This is a genomic window from Burkholderia sp. Ac-20365 (genome assembly GCF_017104715.1).
In the GTDB taxonomy this organism is placed as follows: Bacteria; Pseudomonadota; Gammaproteobacteria; order Burkholderiales; family Burkholderiaceae; genus Paraburkholderia.
Genome location: NZ_JAAGPI010000002.1, coordinates 494250 through 513322, shown reverse-complemented (window position 1 = coordinate 513322; position 19073 = coordinate 494250). Strand labels below are relative to the sequence as shown.

At 62.2% G+C, this 19073-nt stretch carries 16 protein-coding genes; 9 read left to right on the top strand and 7 right to left on the bottom strand.

The features are described from left to right. Window positions 1-34: 34 nt before the first annotated feature. Together ybeY and G3O01_RS05635 are read left to right on the top strand one after the other, a co-directional pair. Complete coding sequence (gene ybeY / locus G3O01_RS05640; RefSeq protein WP_205803537.1) at window positions 35-496, top strand: rRNA maturation RNase YbeY; 462 nt, start codon at window positions 35-37, stop codon at window positions 494-496. Between the two features lie 84 nt (window positions 497-580). Then, window positions 581-1237 carry a gamma-glutamylcyclotransferase gene (locus tag G3O01_RS05635; RefSeq protein WP_205803536.1) on the top strand — a complete coding sequence of 219 codons (657 nt, stop codon included), beginning with the start codon at window positions 581-583 and terminating at the stop codon, window positions 1235-1237. Between the two features lie 118 nt (window positions 1238-1355). Here the strand turns inward: G3O01_RS05635 and G3O01_RS05630 are convergent, their stop codons facing one another. Further along, window positions 1356-1508 carry a hypothetical protein gene (locus tag G3O01_RS05630; protein WP_205803535.1) on the bottom strand — a complete coding sequence of 51 codons (153 nt, stop codon included), beginning with the start codon at window positions 1506-1508 and terminating at the stop codon, window positions 1356-1358. A 705-nt stretch (window positions 1509-2213) separates the two neighbouring features. Between G3O01_RS05630 and G3O01_RS05625 the strand changes: the two genes are divergently transcribed. The 7 genes from G3O01_RS05625 to G3O01_RS05595 all read left to right on the top strand — a co-directional run bounded on the left by G3O01_RS05625 (window position 2214) and on the right by G3O01_RS05595 (window position 10499). Then, window positions 2214-3110, top strand: coding sequence for a transporter associated domain-containing protein (locus G3O01_RS05625; protein WP_205803534.1), 897 nt, complete (start codon window positions 2214-2216; stop codon window positions 3108-3110). Between the two features lie 33 nt (window positions 3111-3143). Then, entirely contained in the window at window positions 3144-4856 is a 1713-nt protein-coding gene (lnt, locus tag G3O01_RS05620) for an apolipoprotein N-acyltransferase (protein ID WP_205803533.1), read from the top strand. A 239-nt stretch (window positions 4857-5095) separates the two neighbouring features. Next, the gene (glyQ, locus tag G3O01_RS05615) at window positions 5096-6103 is read left to right on the top strand and encodes a glycine--tRNA ligase subunit alpha (protein ID WP_205803532.1); all 1008 of its coding nucleotides are present in this window, start codon (window positions 5096-5098) and stop codon (window positions 6101-6103) included. 15 nt (window positions 6104-6118) lie between these two features. Further along, entirely contained in the window at window positions 6119-8218 is a 2100-nt protein-coding gene (gene glyS, locus G3O01_RS05610; protein ID WP_205803531.1) for a glycine--tRNA ligase subunit beta, read from the top strand. Between the two features lie 10 nt (window positions 8219-8228). Beyond that, window positions 8229-8786, top strand: a complete 558-nt coding sequence (gene gmhB, locus G3O01_RS05605; RefSeq protein WP_205803530.1) for a D-glycero-beta-D-manno-heptose 1,7-bisphosphate 7-phosphatase — start codon at window positions 8229-8231, stop codon at window positions 8784-8786. A 36-nt stretch (window positions 8787-8822) separates the two neighbouring features. Then, window positions 8823-9581 (top strand): lysophospholipid acyltransferase family protein, encoded by a 759-nt coding sequence (locus tag G3O01_RS05600; protein WP_205803529.1) that lies wholly within the window; start codon window positions 8823-8825, stop codon window positions 9579-9581. Between the two features lie 60 nt (window positions 9582-9641). Further along, a complete protein-coding gene (locus tag G3O01_RS05595) occupies window positions 9642-10499 on the top strand; it encodes a SprT family zinc-dependent metalloprotease (protein ID WP_205803528.1) in 858 nt (285 codons plus the stop codon). 839 nt (window positions 10500-11338) lie between these two features. Here the strand turns inward: G3O01_RS05595 and gloA are convergent. The 6 genes from gloA to G3O01_RS05560 all read right to left on the bottom strand — a co-directional run bounded on the left by gloA (window position 11339) and on the right by G3O01_RS05560 (window position 18909). Further along, window positions 11339-11725 carry a lactoylglutathione lyase gene (gene gloA, locus G3O01_RS05585; RefSeq protein ID WP_205803526.1) on the bottom strand — a complete coding sequence of 129 codons (387 nt, stop codon included), beginning with the start codon at window positions 11723-11725 and terminating at the stop codon, window positions 11339-11341. A gap of 122 nt (window positions 11726-11847) precedes the next feature. After that, window positions 11848-12975, bottom strand: coding sequence for a porin (locus G3O01_RS05580; protein ID WP_205803525.1), 1128 nt, complete (start codon window positions 12973-12975; stop codon window positions 11848-11850). Between the two features lie 217 nt (window positions 12976-13192). Beyond that, window positions 13193-14023, bottom strand: coding sequence for a 16S rRNA (adenine(1518)-N(6)/adenine(1519)-N(6))-dimethyltransferase RsmA (gene rsmA, locus G3O01_RS05575; RefSeq protein ID WP_205803524.1), 831 nt, complete (start codon window positions 14021-14023; stop codon window positions 13193-13195). A gap of 21 nt (window positions 14024-14044) precedes the next feature. Beyond that, on the bottom strand, window positions 14045-15046 hold the full coding sequence (gene pdxA, locus G3O01_RS05570; protein WP_205803523.1) for a 4-hydroxythreonine-4-phosphate dehydrogenase PdxA: 1002 nt from the start codon (window positions 15044-15046) through the stop codon (window positions 14045-14047). 13 nt (window positions 15047-15059) lie between these two features. Beyond that, entirely contained in the window at window positions 15060-16439 is a 1380-nt protein-coding gene (locus tag G3O01_RS05565; protein WP_205803522.1) for a peptidylprolyl isomerase, read from the bottom strand. Window positions 16440-16539: 100 nt separating this feature from the next. Then, on the bottom strand, window positions 16540-18909 hold the full coding sequence (locus tag G3O01_RS05560) for an LPS-assembly protein LptD (RefSeq protein ID WP_205803521.1): 2370 nt from the start codon (window positions 18907-18909) through the stop codon (window positions 16540-16542). Window positions 18910-19073: the final 164 nt, after the last annotated feature.

The window sequence follows — 19073 nt, the reverse complement described above, 5'->3', positions numbered from 1 at the left end:
AACGCTACGAAGAACGACGCATGAATCACGACGCATGAACCGCGCCCCGAAACTGTCGCTGAACCTGCAATTTCCCGCTGGAAAAGCGTGGCCCGAACACAAGGCGCTGTTGCCGAAGGCAACGGTTGCCGCGTGGATCAAGGCCGCGCTGTTCGCGGATGCCGAACTGACCGTGCGTTTCGTCGATGCAGAAGAAGGCCAGACGTTGAATCGCACGTATCGCGGCAAGGACTACGCCACCAACGTGTTGACCTTTGCTTACGCGGAATCGGAAGACGATCCCGTGACGGGCGATCTGATTTTGTGCTGCCCGGTCGTCGAGAAGGAAGCAAACGAACAGGGCAAGCCGCTCGAAGCGCATTACGCGCATCTGCTGGTCCACGGCGCGCTGCACGCGCAGGGTTACGACCACGAGGACGAGGCAGAAGCCGAAGAAATGGAAGCGATCGAAACCGAAGTGCTCGGCAAGCTCGGTTTCCCTGACCCGTACGAATAAGGCTCGACAGCAGGAACGTAGAGCCGGCGTTGATGTGTCGATTGCGGGCTCTGAATCTTCAGCGAGCCAACCGATCGAATCACCGTGAGCCAACCTCTTACCACGCCACCGTCAACGCGCCTGCCCTGTCCCGACTATCCGCCGTCGCTGGGCGAATCGCGCCTTTTGACGGACGACGAGCTGCGTGCATCGCTTGATTGCGCGTTGCGCGATTGGGATCGCAAGACCGATCTCTGGCTGTTTGGCTATGGTTCGTTGATCTGGAATCCCGGTCTGCCGACTGTCGAGGCATTGCGCTCGCGGGTGCATGGATATCACCGGGGGTTGTATCTGTGGTCACGCGTGAATCGCGGCACGCCGGAGCAACCGGGGCTCGTGCTTGCTTTGGATCGCGGCGGATCGTGCAGTGGCATTGCGTTCAGGCTTGCGGCTGAGGGCGCGATGCCGCATCTCGATGCGCTGTGGCGCCGTGAAATGGCAATGGGCTCGTATCGGCCGGCGTGGCTGCCATGCGTTCTCGCCGATGGGCGGCGAGTCGATGCGCTCGCGTTCGTGATGCGACGGGATGTGGCTTCTTACACCGGTAAATTGTCTGACGACGTTGTTAAGACCGTGCTTGGGTGTGCTTCTGGGCGGTATGGGACAACGCTGGATTATGTGAGCCGGACTGTTGAAGCCTTGCGGGAGAGTGGGATGCCGGATCGGGCGTTGGAAGGGTTGCTGGCGCGGTGTAAGGGTTAGGTTTGGTTTTGGTTTTGGTTTGGTTTTGGTTTGGTTTTGGTTTGGTTTGGTTTGGTTTTGTGGTGGCATCCGCTTAATGTTGTTGGTTTGCTAGCGTTGCCCCTGTGCGGGGCGGCACCTACTTTTCTTTGCCGCGGCAAAGAAAAGTAGGCAAAAGAAAGCCGCTGAACACCGCCAACTCTTCTTCTTGCCCACGGGCCCCCAACGGCCCCGTCCTGTTCGCGGCAACACTCTTCTCGATGCCCGCTGCCAACGCTTCGAATTCGCTCATCACCCGCTTCACACTCTCGCGTCGCCACACGCGCGATCAAATCGCTCACGTTCTATAGCAGCACACTGTGTGTAGGCTTTCGCGGCGTACACGCACTCACTCCGGGCCGAAAAGCAGGATCGGTGTCGTAGCAGCGCCAATGCGTGGAGCACTACGACCTACACACAGTTTGCCACCTGGGCGACCGTAACCATTCGCTGCCGCTGGCGGTGCTACGGGTGATTGGAGCGGGTGAGGCGATTATTCAAGGCGTTGGCAACGCGCATTCAAACGGAGCGGTTGCCGTGTGAAGCGGAAGACCCGTTGGGGGCCCTCAGGCGGTGGTCAAGAATTGGCGGTGTTAGCCCGCTTTCTTTGCTTACTTTCTTTGCGGCGGCAAAGAAAGTAAGTGCCGCCCCGCACAGGGGCAACCCAGGCAGACCAAAAACAATTCGCGGATGCCAGCGAAAGCAAAAGCAAAAGCAAGCCCAGCGTCGCAGACAAAAAACCCCAGATTTTTGACTCCACACCCCTCAAAAACCAGATATCAGTTAGGATAAAAACGAGCCGCCCAGCTGGAAAGATCACAAACACCGCGAAACCTGCAGCAATCCCGGTCGATCAGACCAGAAAAACGCGACTCAACGCGAGGACACAGTCCTGCCACTCCCGTGGTGTATCCTTAACACTCTGCAACAGCGCGCCCAGCTTTCCGGGCGCACCACCATGAACGATTCGTATCCCAGTCGACGCCATACCAGCGACAAACCCCAGGAAAAACGCTCTCTCCTCGAGCGATTGACCGACTTCATCTCGCCCGAGCCCGATTCTCGCGGCGAACTTCTCGAAATCCTGCAGGACGCGCACGAACGCAATCTGATCGACGCCGATTCGCTGTCGATGATCGAAGGCGTGTTCCAGGTTTCCGAGCTCTGCGCACGCGACATCATGATCCCGCGCGCGCAAATGGACGCGATCAACATCGCGGACGCGCCCGACGAATTCATCCCGTACATGCTGGAAAAGGCGCACTCACGCTACCCCGTGTACGAAGGCAACCGCGACAACGTCATCGGCGTCCTGCTCGCGAAAGACCTGCTGCACTACTACGCGGAAGAAGAAGCCGATGTGCGCGGCATGCTGCGCCCCGCCGTCTTCATCCCCGAATCGAAGCGCCTGAACGTGCTGCTGCACGACTTTCGCGTGAACCGTAATCACATCGCCATCGTCGTCGACGAATACGGCGGCGTCGCGGGCGTCATCACGATCGAAGACGTGCTGGAGCAGATCGTCGGCGATATCGAGGACGAATACGATTTCGACGAGGAAAGCGGCAATATCATCGCTTCACCGGATGGCCGCTTCCGTGTGCGCGCACTGACCGAGATCGAGCAGTTCAACGAAGAGTTCGGCACGCACTATTCGGACGAGGAAGTCGATACCATCGGCGGGCTGGTTACGCACCATTTCGGACGCGTGCCACATCGCGGCGAAAAGGTGAAAATCGACGACCTGATTTTCGAAGTGCTGCGCGCCGACGCACGCCAGATCCACATGCTGCTCGTGCGCCGCGACCCGCTCGCGGGGCAGCGCGAACGCGACGCCCAGCACGTGCAAACCTGATTTTTCAGTTTCCCTGAAGCCGACCACGCAACAATGGCCGACCCGATCACTTCCCGTCTGCGCCGCGGCGTGACGCCCGACGCAGCCGATGCAAACATCGGGCGCGCCCGGACGTTGCCGTGGTGGCACTACCTCGCCGCGGCAGCCGCCGGCGCGCTCAATACCCTCTCGTTTGCCCCGACGCCGCACGGCGGCTGGCTCGAACTCGCGATCTTCGTGTTCTTCTTCGCGTGGCTCACGCGCACGACGGGCTGGAAAAGCGCCGCCCTCACCGGCTTCGCATTCGGCTTCGGCAATTACGTGACGGGCGTGTGGTGGCTGTATGTGAGCATGCACTTCTATGGCGGCATGCCGGCGCCGCTCGCGGGCGCCGCGCTCGTGCTGTTCTCGCTGTATCTCGCCGTCTACCCGGCGCTTGCCGCGGGCGTCTGGTCGTTCTGCGCGGGACACGCGCGCAACGGAAAACTCGTCGATACCCAGCCGTTTTCGCCCACCTGGCACGGTGCGTTCGCGTTCGCGAGCGCGTGGGCCATCGGTGAGTGGCTGCGCGGCACCGTGTTCACCGGCTTTCCGTGGCTCGCGAGCGGTTATCCGCAGGTCGACGGGCCGTTTGCCGGTTTCGCGCCGATCGTCGGTGTGTATGGCGTCGGCTGGGTCCTGGCGCTCGTCGCCGCGCTGATCGCGCAAGCGCTGCTGCGTTCGCGCGAACCGAAAAGCGGCAGCACGCAAGCTTTGCCGCGCACCGCGCGCGTCGTGACGCCAGCGGTGATCGCCATCGTGCTGATCGCAGCGGGCCTTGTGCTGCCGCTCGTTTCGTGGACCACGCCCGCCAACGCGACGCTCACCGTGCGCCTGCTGCAAGGCAACGTAAAGCAGGACATGAAGTTCGAAGAATCGGGCGTGAAAGCGGCTATCGACGAATATCAGCAGTTGATCACCGAAAAGCCCGCCGATCTGATCGTCACGCCGGAAACGGCGATTCCCGTGCTCGCGCAGGCGATCCCCGAACCGTTCGCGCGTGCCGTGCGCAATTTCTCCGATTCGACGCGCTCGTCGATCCTGTTCGGCGCAGTCGGCGGAACGATCACGCCGGAAGGACGCGTCGTCGATTACACCAACAGCCTGTTCGGCATTACGCCGGGACAAGCCGGCGTGTACCGCTACGACAAGCATCACCTCGTGCCATTCGGCGAGTTCGTGCCGTGGGGCTTCCGCTGGTTCGTGAATCTGATGAGCATCCCGCTCGGCGATTTCGCCCGCGGCCCGGCGGTGCAGAAGCCGTTTATTGTGCACAACCAGCCGGTTGCCGTCGATATCTGCTACGAGGACATCTTCGGCGAGGAAATCGCGCGTACCGTGCGCGAAAGCGACGTGCCGGCAGGCGTGCTGGTGAATTCGACGAATCTCGCGTGGTTCGGCGACACCATCGCGCTCGATCAACACCTGCAGATTGCGCGCATGCGTTCGCTCGAAACCGGCCGTCCGATGCTGCGCGCGACGAACACGGGCGCGACGGCCGCGATCGACGCGCACGGCAACGTCGTCGCGCGTTTGCCGGCGTTCACAAAAGGTTCGATCGAAACGACGGTGCAAGGCACGACCGGCTTCACGCCGTACGTGACGAGCGGCAACAACACCGTGCTCGCCGTTTCGCTGCTGTTCCTCGCGTTCGGTTTTGCATTCGGGCCGGGCCGCGATCGGTCGGGCCGCCTGAAAAAGAACGGCAACACAAACAACAACGCCTAACATCAGAATCAACGGGCAGCGCAGCGCAAAACGCGCACACAGGCACAACGACGCGCCCCCCGTTGAACCACCAGGCCCCAGAAAGTCTCAAGCCACCGGCAATCCGGTAAAATTCAGGGTTTCACAGCACTGGGCCGCGCAACCGGCCGGCTGCGGGGCGTACGGCCAGCAAGGCACGCGCGCTACGCAAGCCGCACGGCATCCGCGTCCTGCCTGAAAGGCACCCTTCAAGGCACTTCATGCTCACGTTTCAGCAAATCATCCTGACGCTGCAATCCTATTGGGACAAGCAGGGTTGCGCGCTGCTCCAGCCGATCGACATGGAAGTCGGCGCGGGCACGTCCCACGTCCACACGTTCCTGCGCGCAATCGGCCCCGAGCCGTGGCGGGCAGCGTATGTCCAGCCGTCGCGCCGTCCGAAGGATGGCCGTTATGGCGAAAACCCGAACCGCCTGCAGCACTACTACCAGTATCAGGTCGTGCTGAAACCCGCGCCGGAAAACATCCTCGACCTGTACCTCGGCTCGCTCGAAGCGCTCGGCTTCGACCTGAAGCAGAACGACGTGCGTTTCGTCGAGGACGACTGGGAAAATCCGACGCTCGGCGCGTGGGGTCTCGGCTGGGAAGTGTGGCTCAACGGCATGGAAGTGACGCAATTCACGTACTTCCAGCAAGTTGGCGGCCTCGACTGCAAGCCGGTGCTCGGCGAAATCACCTACGGTCTCGAGCGTCTCGCGATGTATCTGCAGAAGGTCGAGAACGTCTATGACCTGATCTGGACCGAGTGGGAAGAGCAAGGCCCGAATGGTCCCGAAATGCGCCGCCTCACGTATGGCGACGTGTATCACCAGAACGAAGTCGAGCAGTCGACATACAACTTCGAACACGCGAACACGGATCTGCTGTTCACGTTCTTCAACAGTTACGAAAGTGAAGCGAAGCGCATGATCGAAGTGCCGCTCGCGCTGCCCGCTTATGAACTCGTGCTGAAGGCCGCTCATACGTTCAACCTGCTCGACGCGCGCGGCGCGATCTCCGTGACGGAGCGCGCGGCGTATATCGGCCGCATTCGCGCGCTGTCGCGCCTCGTCGCGCAGGCGTATTACGACTCGCGCGAAAAACTCGGTTTCCCGATGCTCGGCAATCCCGTGCACGGCGTGCCCGGCCTCACCACCGACGAACAGGACGCCGCGATGCCCGCGTGGGCGCCGCCGCTCAAAGTCGAACGCAAGATCGACCAGGACTGACGAGACCAAGAAGACATGACGCAATCCCATCAAGCCACCCTGCTCGTCGAACTGCTGACCGAAGAACTGCCGCCGAAAGCGCTCGCGCGTCTCGGCGATGCGTTCGCGGAAGGCATCGCGCAACGCCTCGCGGCGCGCGACCTGATCGAAGGCGAATTGCAGTTCGAACGCTACGCGACGCCGCGCCGCCTCGCCGTGACCATCAAGAACGTGCGCAACGTCGCGCCGGAAAAACACGTGCGAGAAAAAGTGCTGCCCGTGTCCGTTGCGCTCGACGCGAACGGCCAGCCCACGCCGCCGCTCGCGAAGAAACTCGCGGCGCTCGGCTTCCCCGATTTCTCGATCAACGACCTCGAACGCGCGAACGACGGCAAGGCCGACGCGTTCTTCCTGCGCTACGCGGCGCCTGGCGCGACGCTCGCCGAAGGCCTGCAAACCGCGCTCGACGAAACGCTCGCCAAGCTGCCCATTCCGAAGGTCATGACGTATCAGCGCCCGGACGGATCGAACGTGCAGTTCGTGCGCCCCGTGCATCGTCTGACGGTGCTGCATGACAAGGAAGTCGTGCCCGTCACGGCATTCGGCATCGACGCGGACGACACCACGCTCGGCCATCGTTTCCTGTCCGAAGGCTTCGTGCAGATCCAGCACCCGGATCATTACGCCGAGACGCTGATGCATCGCGGTCACGTCGTGCCGAATTTCACGGCCCGCAAGGAAACGATCCGCACGCATCTGCTCGCGCAGGCGAACGGCGACGAAGTCGTGATGCCCGAGTCGCTGCTCGACGAAGTGACGTCGCTGGTCGAATGGCCCGTCGTCTACGCGTGCACGTTCGAGGACGAGTTCCTGCAAGTGCCGCAGGAATGTCTGATCCTCACGATGCAGACCAACCAGAAATACTTCGCGCTCACCGATTCGAACGGCAAGCTGCGCTCGCGCTTTCTGATCGTGTCGAACATCGAGACGAAGACGCCTGGCGAAATCGTCGAAGGCAATGAGCGCGTGGTGCGCCCGCGTCTTGCCGACGCGAAGTTCTTCTTCGAGCAGGACAAGAAGCGTCCGCTCGCCGACCGCGTGCCGCAGCTGGCGAACGTCGTGTATCACAACAAGCTCGGTTCGGCGCTGCAACGCGTCGAGCGCCTCGAAGCGCTGGCCGGCGCGATCGCGCAGATGATCGGCGCGGATGTCGCGCTCGCGAAGCGCGGTGCGCATCTCGCGAAGGCCGACTTGCTGACCGACATGGTTGGCGAATTCCCCGAGCTGCAAGGCACGATGGGCACGTACTACGCCCGTCACGACGGCGAGCCGGAAGAAGTCGCGCTCGCGTGCTCGGAGCACTATCAGCCGCGCTTCTCCGGCGACGCCTTGCCGTCCACGACGACGGGCACGATCGTCGCGCTCGCGGACAAACTCGAGACACTGGTCGGCATCTGGGGCATCGGCCTGCAACCCACGGGCGAAAAAGATCCGTTCGCGCTGCGTCGTCATGCGCTCGGCGTGCTGCGTATCCTGGTCGAAAAGCAGTTGCCGATCGATCTCGTCGAACTGCTGCGCGCCACCTACGCACAATTCGCGAACGTGCCGAACGTCACGGATTCGACGCAGGCCATCTACGAATTCTGCATCGACCGTCTGCGTGGGCAGCTGCGCGAACGCGGTTACTCGGCAGGTGAAGTGGATGCCGTACTCGCACTGAACCCGACGCGTTTCGACGACATCGTCGCGCGTCTGGATGCAGTGCGTGAATTCGCGGCGTTGGCGGAAGCGGCGTCGCTCGCGGCAGCGAACAAGCGCATTTCGAACATCCTGAAGAAGTCGGAAGGCGCGAACGCGGGCGGCGTGCAGGTCACGCTGCTCGTCGAAGCGGCCGAAAAGGCGCTGCATGCGCAGCTCGAACAGGTTGCGCCGCGCGTGCAGTCGCAACTGGCCGAGCGTCAGTACACGGGCGCGCTGTCGGCGCTCGCCGCGCTGCGCGAACCCGTCGACACGTTCTTCAACGACGTGATGGTCAACGCCGAAGATCCGGCGCTGCGTGCGAACCGCCTCGCGCTGCTGGGCGCGCTCCATCAACAGATGAACTGCGTCGCGGATATTTCGCGTCTCGCAGCCTGAGCGCCGCATCATGCCGACACAAAAGAAACTGGTGGTGCTCGACCGTGACGGCGTGATCAACGTCGACTCGGATGCATACATCAAATCGCCCGACGAGTGGATCGCGCTGCCCGGCAGTCTCGAAGCGATCGCGCGGCTCAATCAGGCCGGCTATCGCGTGGCGATTGCGACGAATCAGTCGGGCATCGGCCGCGGGCTGTTCGATATGGACGCGCTCAACGCGATGCATCTGAAAATGCATCGCGCGGCGGCTGCCGTCGGCGCGCGTATCGATGCCGTGTTCTTCTGCCCGCACACAGCCGATGACCACTGCGAATGCCGCAAGCCGAAGCCCGGCATGCTGAAGATGATCGCTGAGCGCTTCGAGATCGATCCGGAAGACACGCCGGTCGTGGGCGATTCGCTGCGCGATCTGCAAGCGGGCGCCGCGCTTGGCTTCATCCCGCATCTGGTGCTGACGGGCAAAGGCAAGAAGACGCTCGAAGCAGGCGGACTGCCCGAAGGCACGCGCGTGCATGCTGATCTGCGCGCGTTCGCCCTCGACTTTCTCGCCGAAGAACAAGAATGACGCGCGCCTGAGCGCCCTCACCCACTGACCACACCGATGCGCTTCATCCGTTCGCTGTTGCTGCTGATCTTTTTTGCGGTCTTCACGATTCCCTACGCGACCGCATGCTTCCTCGCGTTTCCGTTCATGCGCGCCGACAATCGCTACTGGATGGCAGTTGGCTGGTGCCGCACGACGCTCACCGTCGTGCGCTGGCTGAACGGCATCCGCTACGAAATTCGCGGCATGGATAATCTGCCGAACGGACCCGCGGTGCTGCTGTCGAAGCATCAGTCCGCGTGGGAGACGCTCGCGTTTCCCGCGCTGATGCCGCGGCCGCTGTGCTACGTGTTCAAGCGCGAGCTGCTGTACGTGCCGTTCTTCGGCTGGGCGCTCGGCATGCTGAAGATGATTCACATCGACCGCAAGGAAGGCAAGAACGCGTTTGCGTCGGTCACGCGCCAGGGCGCGCGACGCATGTCCGAAGGCGCGTGGGTGATCATGTTCCCGGAAGGCACGCGCACGCCGACGGGCAAGCAGGGCAAGTACAAAACGGGTGGCGCGCGCTTCGCGGTCGCGACGGGGGCAGTGGTCGTGCCCATCGCGCACAATGCAGGACGCGTGTGGCCGCGCAACTCGTTCATGAAATATCCGGGTATAGTCACAGTGTCGATCGGCAAACCGATCGACACCACCGGGCTCACGCCCGACGAAGTGAACACGCGCGTCGAAACGTGGATCGAAGCCGAGATGCGACGCATCGATCCAGCCGCTTATGGCGACGAGCAGAACACGCCCGCCGCCGCCCGTATCTGACGCGCCACGCTGTAACGCTCACCTGTGCGCGTTACAGCGTATCAGCGCGAAGTGAGTCCGATGCAGAAGTCTTCCAAGCCGCAGCCTGCTGCGGCGCTCGATAGCCGGCAACTCGATCTGCCGCTCTTCGACGAGCCGGGCAAAACGGCCGCGCCGCCGCAACCCAAGCCCGCCGCTCCCCTTGCTCCCGATGGCTCGAAGCTGCGCAGCGTCACGCTCGGCGCGCGCACGCTGCGTTACGCGCTTAAGCGTTCATCGCGGCGCTCGATCGGTTTCGCGATCGATAGCACAGGGCTGACGATCACTGCACCGCGTTGGGTCACGCTCGCCGATATCGAAACGGCAATTGCCGAGAAACAGCGCTGGATTTTCACGAAGCTCACTGAATGGCAAACGCGGACTGAGCAGCGCGTGATGCCGCGTGTGGACTGGAAAGATGGGGCTGAAGTGCCTTATCTTGGGCAGACTGTGCGGGTGTCGTTAGCGGCTGCAAATGGGTTGCTTGCTTACGATGTCGCGTCGCATGTGCTTGCTTTGCCGTTGCCGGCGCAGGCTGATCCTCAGCAGATCAAGGATCGTGTGCAGGGCTGGTTGCAAAGCGAGGCGAAGCGGATTTTCGGTGAACGCCTCGATGTGTATGCCGAGAAACTCGGGGTGACGTATCGCGCGTATGGGTTGTCTTCTGCCGCTACGCGGTGGGGTAGCTGTTCCAGTGATGGCAAGATTCGACTCAACTGGCGGTTGATTCATTTTCCGCTTTCTATCATCGACTATGTCGTGGCGCATGAGCTCGCGCATTTGCGTGAGATGAATCATAGTCCTCGCTTCTGGCAGACTGTTGAGTCGATATTTCCTGAGTTTCGCGAGGCGCGGCAGACGTTGAAGCATCATCCGCCGGAGTTGTTGCCGACGCTTTGAGAGGTGTTGGGGTTTGCGGGGTTTGCGGGGTTTGCGGGGTTTGCGGGGTTTGCGGGGTTTGCGGGGTTTGCGGGGTTTGCGGGGTTTGCGGGGTTTGCGGGGTTTGCGGGGTTTGCGGGGTTTGCTAGGGTTTGCGCTGGCATCCGCGTTTTGTTACCGGTACTTCATGCGTTGCCCCTGTGCGGGGCGGCACTTACTTTCTTTGCCGCCGCAAAGAAAGTAAGCAAAGAAAGCGGGCTAACACCGCCCGTTCTTGACCACCGCCTGAGGGCCCCCAACGGGTCCTCCGCTTCATACGGCGTTCTGCCAGTCGCTGCCCGTTGCCAACGCTTCGGCTAGGCGCCTCACCCACTTCAAACACCCGTACACCCGCCGGCGGCAGCGAATGATTACGGCCGCCCAGGTGGCAAACTGTGTGTAGGTCGTAGTGCTTCACATCTCAGCGCTCCTACGACACCGATCGTGTTTTCCAGTCCGGAGTGATGCGTGTACGCCGCGACAGCCTACACACAGTTTGCCGCTATGGAACATGGGCGATGCGATCGCGCATGTCGCGACGCGGGAGCGAGGAGCGGGTGATGAGCCAATTCGAAGCGTTGGCAGCGGGCATCAAGAAGAACGATGCCGCGTGAAGGATAAGAACCTGTGGGGGCCCTCAGGCAGGAACAAGAACTAGCGGTGTTCAGCGGCTTTCTTTTGCCTACTTTTCTTTGCCGCGGCAAAGAAAAGTAGGTGCCGCCCCGCACAGGGGCAACCCAGGCAAACCAATAACAAATCGCGGATGCCAGCGACATCAATAGCAAACCACCCCATCGTCGCAGACAAAAAGCGCAGCTACCTCAAGACTTCTTCTGAATGAATTCGATCTTATACCCGTCAGGGTCAGTAACAAACGCGATAACAGTCGTACCGTGCTTCATAGGCCCAGCCTCACGCACAACAGTGCCACCTTGCTCCTTGATCTTCGCGCATGCGGCATACGCATCATCCACCTCAACGGCGAGGTGACCAAACGCATTCCCCATGTCATACGACTCTGTATCCCAATTGTGCGTCAGCTCAAGCACGGTGCCGTCCTTCTCGTCGTCGTAGCCAACGAACGCGAGCGTGAACTTGCCTTCAGGATAGTCATTGCGACGCAGCACTTTCATGCCGAGCAATTCGGTGTAGAACTTGATCGAGCGGTCGAGATTGCCGACTCGAAGCATAGTGTGGAGAAGGCGCATTATGTACTCCCATGTGGCCTGTCAATGTCGAGGACGTAACTGTAACGAAAAAGCCGCGTGCCCGCTGAGCGCGACCTCGTCGCATCGTCCATCGTCCCTGCGCCTTCCGTGTCGGCAAGCCCCTAGAAAAGATGCCGCACGCCGGCCATCAAACCGATCTGCGTGCCCTTCTGAGCGAGGCCAACACCGTTGACGCCCTGCAATTGTGCGCCAATCAGATCGCCGCGATATATCGCGTAATCGCCTTCCACATAAACGTCCGTGCGCTTCGACAAACTATAGTCGGCAACCAGTTGGTACTGCCACGCAGAACCGTCCTGCGCCGACGTCTTGCCATCCTGCAAAGTCCGCCATACGTTCGCCGCAAAATGCCAGGCCGCGCCCACCTGCTGCGTGATGCCGCCCAGTATCATCCGGCGTCGTGAAAAATCCGTGTACTTCAGCGCTGCCAGCACGGGCGCCGTGAATGGCCCGTTCGCGAAGTTCGAAAAGCCCGCGTCGTTCTGATTGACGATGTAGCCGACCGCAAAGCGCGTCTGATTCCATGTGTACGACGCGCCGAACGTCCACGCTTTCGCCGTGCTGCCGTTGACAGAATCGCGCGACTCTTCATATGCCCCGCCCGCGCTCACGGGCCCGCCACTCGGCGCATACGCCATCGCCGCGCCGAACTGCGAACCATACGATGTGTGCCCCGCGACGCCACCAAATGCATAAGCGACCGACAGCAGCACATCATGCGCGCGCGCCTGATACTGCACCTGATTACTCGTCCAGATGCCGCCCGACATCGTCACTTCCGGCTGGAAGCTGAAATCGTACGGAATCCAGGGGTTGCTGCCATAACCGCCAATCGTGATGCCTTCGATCAGCACATTCGGCATGCGCCCAAAAATCAGCTTGCCGTACGACGTCGACTGCACGCCAACTTGCGCCTCGTTGAAAAACGGCAGCGTCGGGTCGCTCTGTCCGCTGTTGATATAGATCCGGTTTTCGATCTTGAAGAAGGTCGACCAGCCGCCGCCCAGATCCTCGACGCCGCGCAAGCCCCAACGGCTCTCCGACATGCCACCGTTGCCGAGGCCCACGACCGAATCGCCGTTCCGGTTCGCATGCGTCATGTAGCGAATGCTTTCGTCGGCGATGCCGTACAAGGTGACGCTCGATTGCGCATGCGCCGTCGTGCCCATCAATACGGGCGAAAGCGCGGCCCACGCGCAGAACTGCAGCCTCTTGCTCACCTTCGTCATACCGTCTCCTGATTCATCCTGCATGCGTAAGTGCGTGGGAATGTCTTAAAGCGGTGCGGCGTCACCGGCGCGCGGATAGGCTGGCGCAAGCAAGCGTAAGATTAATCTGTATGAAGAGTCAGGAAGATAAAAGAAAGCCCGCATGTTGCGGGCTGTCTACACTGATCTATGCGATGGCAACGAGTTGCTGTCTGGAATTTTCTCGTTGCTGTGTCGGCTATTTGCCCGAGGCTGCGGACACGGCCTGAGCGACGGCCACATATTCTGCGACCGGCACATCTTCCGCACGGCGTTGCAGATCGAAGCCGAGCGCGTCGAAATCGATGGTATCGCGGTACGCAGACAAGGTATTGCGCAGCATCTTGCGACGCTGCGAGAACGCGGCCGTGACGACTTCACCGAGCGTCGTTTCATCGACCGACGGCAACTCGTGCTTCGCGTACGGAATCATGCGAACGATCGCGGAATCGACCTTCGGCGGCGGCTGGAACGATTCGGGTGGCACGTCGAGCAGCTTGTCGATCACATAGCGATACTGCAGCATCACCGACAGCCGGCTGAACGCCTTGCTGCCCGGCTCCGCGACCATGCGCTCGACCACTTCGTTCTGCAGCATGAAATGCTGATCGATCACGCGCTCGGCGAACATGGCGAGATGAAACAGCAGCGGGCTCGAGATGTTGTACGGCAGATTGCCGACGATACGCAGCGTCGGCTTGTCGCCCTCCACTGCGAGCGAACCGAAGTCGAATGCGAGCGCATCGCCTTCATGCAGTTCGAGCAGATCGCCGAACTTCTTTTTCAGACGTCCGATCAGGTCACGGTCAAGCTCGACGGCGTGCAGCGGCGATTCGGGCGTCGCGAGACGCTCGATCAGCGGTTCGGTCAGCGCGCCCAGCCCCGGCCCGATTTCGACCATGCGCTCGCCGCGTTGCGGACGGATCACGTCGACAATCGAATCGATAATGCCCAGGTCGACCAGAAAATTCTGTCCGAAGCGCTTGCGCGCGAAATGGCCCTGGTGCTGTCTGCTTGAACTATTGGACATCGAAAGAAGCTACAAAATAAGTCAGGCGGCGCGACGGTTGCGCGCCATGGAAACTGCGGTGTCGATCGCGGCGATCAGGCTGCCCGCATCCGCGCGGCCTGTGCCGGCGAGATCGAGCGCCGTGCCGTGATCGACCGACGTACGGATGATCGGCAAGCCCAGCGTCACGTTGATGCCTTCGCCGAAGGTCGCATATTTCAGAACGGGCAAGCCCTGATCGTGGAACATCGCGAGCACGCAATCGGCTTCGTTCAGATAGCGCGGCTGGAAAAGCGTATCAGCGGGATACGGACCGCGCGCGTCGATGCCCTGCTCGTTCGCGCGTTGCAGCGCCGGCGAGATGACATCGATTTCTTCGCGGCCGAGATAGCCATTTTCGCCCGCATGCGGATTCAGGCCGGTGACGAGAATGCGCGGCGCAGGCAGACCAAAGTGATGCCGAAGGTCGTGATCGATGATGCGCAGCGTGTCAACCAGTCCGTCGATGCTCAATGCCGCCGATACGTCCTTCAACGGCAGATGCGTAGTAGCGAGCGCGACGCGCAACGGCCGTGCGCCCGTGCCCGCCAGCATCATCACGACCCGCGGCGTATTGGTGCGCTCAGCCAGGTATTCGGTGTGGCCGGTGAACGGGACGCCCGCGTCGTTGATCGTGCTCTTTTGCAGCGGCGCCGTGACGATGGCGTCGAACGTGCCGGCAACCGCGCCGTCGATGGCCGTGTCGAGCAGGCCAAGCACATACGGGCCATTTTTCGCGTCGAGCTTGCCGGCCTGCGCCGGCGCGCCGAGCGCTTGATGCTGCGTGACGATGCGGCGGCCCTGTTGCGCCGCCCAGTCGATCCCGACCGCTTTTGCCCGCTCGGCCATCAGACCGCTGTCGGCGAGCACCGTGAAGTGCGCATCGGGCCAGTGCGCGCCCGCCGCGGCGAGCGCCTGTGCCGTCAGTTCAGGACCGACGCCAGCCGGCTCGCCCGTGGTGATCGCGATGTTCAGCGGTGCGTTCGAGGGCTGGGCAGCGGTCATGACGGTTCCAGAGTTATTGCGTGGACGTGCCTGTGATGGGGGCCGCCTTGTAATCGACATACGCAGTATCGCGCAGTTCACGCAGCCAGTCGGCATACGCCTGTTCTGCCTTGCGCTGGCCGATCGCCTGGCGTGCCAGATCCATCTGCTGCGAAACCGAGCCTTCCGCTTCGCGGCGGCCGAGCACCTGGATCAGGTGGTAGCCGTACTCGCTTCGCACCGGCTGGCTGATCTGGTTGTCCTGCAGCGCGTTCATCGCACGCTCGAATTCCGGCACCGTTTCGCCCGGGCTGATCCAGCCGAGATCGCCGCCTTGCGACGCCGAGCCGTCCTGCGAATAGGTGCGCGCGAACTTGTCGAAGTCGCCCTGGCCCGTTTCGATGTCGTGGCGAATTTCCAGCAGCTTCTGGCGCGCCTGCGGTTCCGACAGACCATCGCCGACACGCAGCAGAATGTGGCGCACGTGTGTCTGCGTGAGCTTGGTGGAGTCAGCAGAGGTCGCGCCCTGGCCCGAACGGCGCTCGACCAGACGCACGATCTCGAAGCCGTCACTGGTGCGGATCACGCTCGGATTGACCTGGCCCGGACGCAGCGTCGACGCCGCCGTCGCGAACTCAGCAGGCAGCTTCGACGGCGACTGGAAGCCCATGTCGCCACCCTTCGACGCATCCGGCGCCTGCGAGTTGGCCTTCGCGAGCTTCTCGAAGTTGCCGCCCTTCAGCGCTTCCTGCAGCAGCGAATTCGCCTTCGCCTGAGCCGCCTCGATGTCCGTCTGCGATGCGTTGAGCGGCGCCTTCAGGAAAATGTGTTCCATGTGCAGATCGCTCGTCAGACCGGCCGTCGGCCCGCGCTGGCTCGCAATGTAGTTCGCCACTTCCGCGTCCGACACGGTCACCTTGCTGTCCACTTCCTTCTCGCGCAGACGCGACAGGATCAGCTCCGTCTTCGCGTCGCCCGTGAAGGTGGTCCAGGGCACGCCTTGCGCCTCGATGCGCGCGCGGTACATCTCGAGCGTCATGTTGTTGGCTTGCGCGAGACGCTCGAGCGTGCGCTGAACCTGCGCGTCGTCGACGTTGATGCCGTCTTCGCGCGCCTTCTGCAGCTGGATGCGCTCCAGCACCATCTGGTTGAGCACCTGCTGGCGCAGCTGGTCAGCGGGCGGAATCGGCGCGTGCTGCTGGTTCAGCCGCTTCGTGATGAGGCCGACGCGCATGTCCAGTTCGCGCTGCGTGATGACGCCGTTGTTGACGACCGCCGCGATCGTGTCGACCGTCTGGGCATTGCTGTCGCCGCCCAGTGCCTGTGCGTGCGCGGAGGCGGCCAGAAGAATGGAAGCGGCCGCAGCGAAGCCGGTCGCGAACGTTGCCAGGCGAAGCTTTTTCATGATTGCCACAGATACTCCAGTGATGTCGGGCACGCTCGGCCCGTCTTTTCCGTTGCGCGAACGACGCAGCACAGGTCTGTCATGCATAACCCCGTCATGGTCGACCCCGTCATTCGTAGTTGTTGAACTGCGACTCGGGCGGCGGCGGCGGCGGCGGCGGCTGATAGCCCGCCACGCTCGCGCGGAACGCGTTCATCAGGCCGTTGTCGACGCTCGACAGGCCCTTGAACGTCAGCTGCGCCAGCACCCGCGTGCCGGCCGTCTGGCTGCCCGTCGAGTTGATCCCGTTTGCATAGCGCTGGAAACCGACGCCAAGCGTCCAGCAATCCGCGTCGTATTGCACGCCGAGGAGGGCATCGACGGCGCGATGTCCCTTCAGGTCATAGTTGATGCGGCCGACGCCGAACACCCGGTGCATCAGCGGCCATTGGCCCGAGATCAGCAACTGGTTGATCGGCTGGTTGTCGAGCGTCGTGTTGGCGCGCGTGTAACGGTATCCGAGGTTGATGACCTTGCCGGATTCCGGGCTGTACCCGAAGCCGACACTGGTTTTCACCAGCTGATTGTTGTCCGCATTATATTGGAACGCCGTTTCCGACGCGAAACCGGCCCCGAGCTTCAGCGACGCGCCGAGAATCAGGTCCGAGTGTGTCGCCTGTTCCGAAGCCTGCGCCGTCTGGTCCAGCGTGACGCGCTGATCGCGGAAATAGTATTGCTGCGCGATCACGAAGCGCGCGCGCTCGTCGCCCGTCGCCGGGTTCAGGAAACGCGTCGTGATGGCGGCCGTCAGACGGTTCGCATCGGCGATGCGGTCGTTACCGACGAACGTATTCGGCGTGAAGATTTCCGCGAGGCCGAAGTCCGATTCGGCCGTGTCGAACAGCGGCGCGAAGCTCTGGTTCCGATACGGCGTGTAGACGTAGTACAGACGCGGTTCGAGCGTCTGGATGAAGTCCTGCCCGAACAGGCGCACCGAGCGGTCGAAGACCAGGCCCGTGTCGAACGTAAAGGTCGGCACCGACTCCGTAAAATTCTTCGGCTGGTTCGCGGGCGCACCCGTGCCGATGTTGCTCAGGTCGTACGACGCGAAGTGCCATTGCACCTTCGGCGTGACGAAGTAACCCGGACCGACGACGGAGTACGACAGGTACGGATTGAAGACGACGCGATCGCCTTCCGTCGCGTCCGCCGTCGTGATGCGAAAGCGCGAGTAGTCCGCTTCCGCGCCGAAGTCGAAGCCGCCGACGTTGTACTTCGCGTACTTCACGTTCAACTGCGGCTCGCGGCCGTACGGGGCGGTGGACGGCGTCAGCGTCTGCCAGTGCTGCTCGCGCGCGAGCACGGACCACGGACCGTTGTTGTACGTGAGACCCGCTTCCTGCTGGTACAGCAGCTGCGTGCCGTTCAGGAACTGGTTCGTCGACGACGACAGGTCTTCCGGATACGTGTTGTCCGAGACCTTGTTGTAGTAGATGTATCCGCCGAAACCCGAACCGAAGTTCTGGCTGTGCTGGATGTACAACGCGTAGCGGTTCGTGTGCGTGATCTTGTCGTCGGGCAGATATTCACCCGTGATCGAGCCGCTGTACGTTGGCGACAGATAACGGAAGTTCGCCTGCAACTGCACGCCGCGCTTGGACAGAATGCGCGGCGTCAACATCAGATCGCGGTTCGGCGCGATGTTGAAGTAATACGGCAGCGACAGCTCGAAACCATTGGTCGAGCTGAGCGACGCCGTGGGCGGCAGCAAGCCGCTGCGCCGCGCGCCCGACAGCGGGAACGACAGCCACGGGCTCGCGAACACAGGCACGCCCTGGAAGAACAGCACGCCGTTGTGCGCGACGCCGTCGTCGGCGCCCGTGTCGAAATCGAACTCGCTGCCCTTGATGTACCACGCCGGGTCTTCCGAGCACTGACACGCGGTATACGTGCCGCGCGTGAACACCGAGCGCTCGTTGTCGAGCAGATCGACGCGCTCCGCGCTGCCCGAGCCGCCCGTCACCGTGAAGTGGTACTTGGGCGTGGTCATGAAGCCTTCGCTCGACTCGATCTTCATGTGCGCTTCGGGGCCCACGAACGTGGCGCCGTTGCCCGACAGATGGACATTGCCGTACGCATCGGCCATGTCCGTATCCTGATCGTAATGAAGCGCGTCGGCCTTGAGCGACGAGGTGCCGCGGCGGACTTCCGCCGAACCTTTGGCGGCGATGTCCTGGTCGGCCGTGCCTGTCGTCGAGTCGCCCAGCACGAAAGTGGCGGGGCTCTGGCCGTTGGGTATCGGATGTTCTTCGAGTTGTGGGGCCAGCCGCAGGCCCCACGGCGCGTCTATCGGCTGCGCCTGCGCCGCCTCCCCCGCCAGCTGCGCGTGCGACAGCGCGGGCAGCAGACCCGGCACGGCGACCAGCGCCGCTGCGAGCCGCCTTCTGCGCGGCAGTGCGCCAGAGGAGGGAGTGGTTGGGAAAAGCTGTCTAGGCGGCATGTATCGTTTGGCGTATCGGCCCTGCGGTCAGTTCATCCACCCGGTTCATCAGTCACGAGTTGCCGCCTGTGCAATCGGGTATTGAATGCACAACTATTGACGATTCATGCAGCGGTAAGGCGGGCGATCCAACGAGATGCGCGAGAACTGACGCGAGTCGCGTC